Source organism: Bartonella sp. AC329YNZD (genome assembly GCF_042196685.1).
Taxonomy (GTDB): domain Bacteria; phylum Pseudomonadota; class Alphaproteobacteria; order Rhizobiales; family Rhizobiaceae; genus Bartonella.
On sequence record NZ_JBHIQS010000059.1, the window covers coordinates 1 to 2,386 of the forward strand.

The 2,386-nt window shown below is 45.3% G+C and carries 5 protein-coding genes; 1 reads left to right on the top strand and 4 read right to left on the bottom strand.

The window, feature by feature from the left end:
* The 4 genes from ACFIMW_RS09075 to ACFIMW_RS09090 all read right to left on the bottom strand — a co-directional run.
* The coding region (locus tag ACFIMW_RS09075) for a ParB/RepB/Spo0J family partition protein (RefSeq protein ID WP_375617383.1) at positions 1-851 on the bottom strand (851 nt) is incomplete at its 3' end.
* Positions 851-1,249, bottom strand: a complete 399-nt coding sequence (locus ACFIMW_RS09080; RefSeq protein ID WP_375617384.1) for a hypothetical protein — start codon at positions 1,247-1,249, stop codon at positions 851-853. The genes ACFIMW_RS09080 and ACFIMW_RS09075, both read right to left, overlap by 1 nt.
* Positions 1,233-1,373: a hypothetical protein gene (locus ACFIMW_RS09085; protein WP_375614893.1), complete on the bottom strand. Its 141-nt coding sequence runs from the start codon at positions 1,371-1,373 to the stop codon at positions 1,233-1,235. Before ACFIMW_RS09085 ends, ACFIMW_RS09080 begins: the two co-directional genes overlap by 17 nt.
* Positions 1,374-1,447: 74 nt before the next feature.
* Complete coding sequence (locus tag ACFIMW_RS09090) at positions 1,448-1,741, bottom strand: helix-turn-helix domain-containing protein (RefSeq protein WP_375617385.1); 294 nt, start codon at positions 1,739-1,741, stop codon at positions 1,448-1,450.
* A 150-nt stretch (positions 1,742-1,891) separates the two neighbouring features.
* On the opposite strand from ACFIMW_RS09090, the gene ACFIMW_RS09095 reads away from it, so the two are divergent.
* On the top strand, positions 1,892-2,386 hold a 495-nt coding region (locus ACFIMW_RS09095; protein ID WP_375667126.1), incomplete at its 3' end, for a helix-turn-helix transcriptional regulator.

The following is a 2,386-nucleotide window of genomic DNA, read 5'->3' on the forward strand; positions in this document are numbered from 1 at the left end:
AAAATCCGTTCCTGTTCATTAATTTGCGGCGGCGTATTAACCCCATTGACCAAATCAACAGCCCGCCGTAAATCCCCCTCAACCTGTTGCAAAGCAATTGCCACACGCCGTTGCGCAACCGGCTCCATCTTCGCCAACTTCAACAACTGCGCTTGATTATCTGCCAAGGCTGTCCCCCGCAAAACAGAGCGTAATTCTGGCTGTAAATGTCGAGAAATGCTGTTAAGACGTCTTACTGATTTTGGAGACAAACCAATGCGGTCCGCCACATGTTTGGCAAAGTGCAAACTTTGCACTTTGCCATTTAAGTCACCATCATTTGGCAAAGGGTCAACTTGTCCCTTTGCCACTTTGTCCCCTTCACTCCCGATTTTATTGTGATCTGAAGTTGCATTGCTGTCCCTTTGAGCAATTGGGACAACTTGTCCCAATTGCTCTTTTTTGACTTTATGTTGATTACTACCGTCCCCACCACGCTTAATCTCCCCATACTTCTTTTCCCACAATTCGCGGTACGTCTGCACAAACAAGGCACGATCAATAACAGACAATTCATTGCGAAAGAGGTTTTCAGCCACTTCTAAAAGCGCAGCATTCTCTTTATCAGCCTGCACCACAACGGCATCAATGTCACTATAGCCCAAAAGCTCAGCAGCACGAAGCCGATGCGCACCAGCAATAAGCGTATAATTGCCCTCTTTAGCATTGGGGGTATGGCGCACCGTAATCGGATTCATCAATCCCTCCCGCGCCATTGATTGTGCAAGTGCCTTGGCATGCTCATCATCCACAGGGCGTATACGCTCCGGCACCACAATCACATCAAGAGCAAGCTTTTGAAACTGTGCCATCACGCCGCCGCCTTTCTGATCTCTTTAAAGAATAAATCCATCGCACGCCCCGCCCATCTTCGATAAGCTTTCGCAAAAACGGGTTCTTCCAAACGCCGGTTAATGGTACGCAAAGAACGAGCAACAGCAGTGCGTTCACGCTCTTGCATGGCAACAAGACGCCGCCGCGGCACCTCAAACTGATAATGCAAAATATGAATAACAATCTGTCGTGCTAACGCCGCATCAAATAAGCAGTGCGGAGGGTCAATAATATACCGGATTGGCAAATGTTTAAATCCACTACTCACCGCCTTAAAAGAACAGGCAAGCATAGCTTCCAAACGTTCAACTTCTGAATAAGGATTAACGATATCGCTTCTGGCTTCTGGGGTCCATAAATTACAAGCAGCAACCATAACCACCCCCTATAAAAACAATATGATTACCCCCTAATCGCCAGAACCAAGCCATCCAAACGGCTGTTCTATGATGCAACTCTATGCAATTTATCTTGCCTATTTCGTATTGATCTTTAGACATTGATAAACCTTTTCATCTTATGGTATTTAAATTCATGGCAAATGCGCAAAAACGGCAAAGCCGTGTAACGAAGTTCAAGCAGCATTACCGCGCAAAGCAGAATGCGCACGCGAATCTGTGTTGGCATGTTTTGCTGCTTTAAAAATGCGACGGCGACTTTTGGGGTAGCGGTCGCTAAAAACCTGCTCGACGGGCAAACCGATAAAATCGGCAATAGCACGTTCGGCTTTCTCGTTAGACCGTGTCCAGATATGTTGAACACTGGATGACGATAGTTGATAAGCTTTCGCGAGCTCCGCCAAGGTCATATTACGGCGGCGTAGCTCAGCTAAAATACTATGGCGATCCCAAACTTGTGTGGTTGTCATAAACTTCGCTCCTGCTTTAAACGGATGCTCCCACATCCGTTTTTTGTGGGGTTAATTGTAGAATATCTGCCCTCAATATCGGGCGGTAATAACAGTTAAAACCATTTTACGGGTTTGTCAACCCGTAAAATGGTCTTAATGGGGATTTTTTTGGCACGTTTAGAAACAGAACCTAAAACACCATTGGCAAAACGCCTACGTGAAATAAGACGAATCCTCGGAAACGAAGAACGCGGTGCTTTTGCCAAATCTCTTAATTTGGCAAAAAATACGCTTGCAAATTATGAGCTTGGTATAAATGAGCCACCAGCATCTATCGTAATTGCCTATCACAAAATTTATGGCGTAGACTTTCATTGGCTTCTCACTGGAGAAGGCGAAATGTTTACAGACATGGCAAAAGCGAAAGCAGCGGGTTTTAAACCACAAACTATCCCTGCTGGACTCATGAAAAAGCTCGGTCGCATAGCTTATACAACCTATCGCGATGCAAATATAAAACTCCCCCCTGAAGATATAGCGGAATTAGCGGCAGAGCTTTGTATAAAGTTGCAAGAGCTTGTTCAAGACATCAACGACATGGAAGAGGTCGAAGCGACTTTCCCTCTTCTTAAAATTCATTTAAAGCGTCAAATAGAGGCTGAA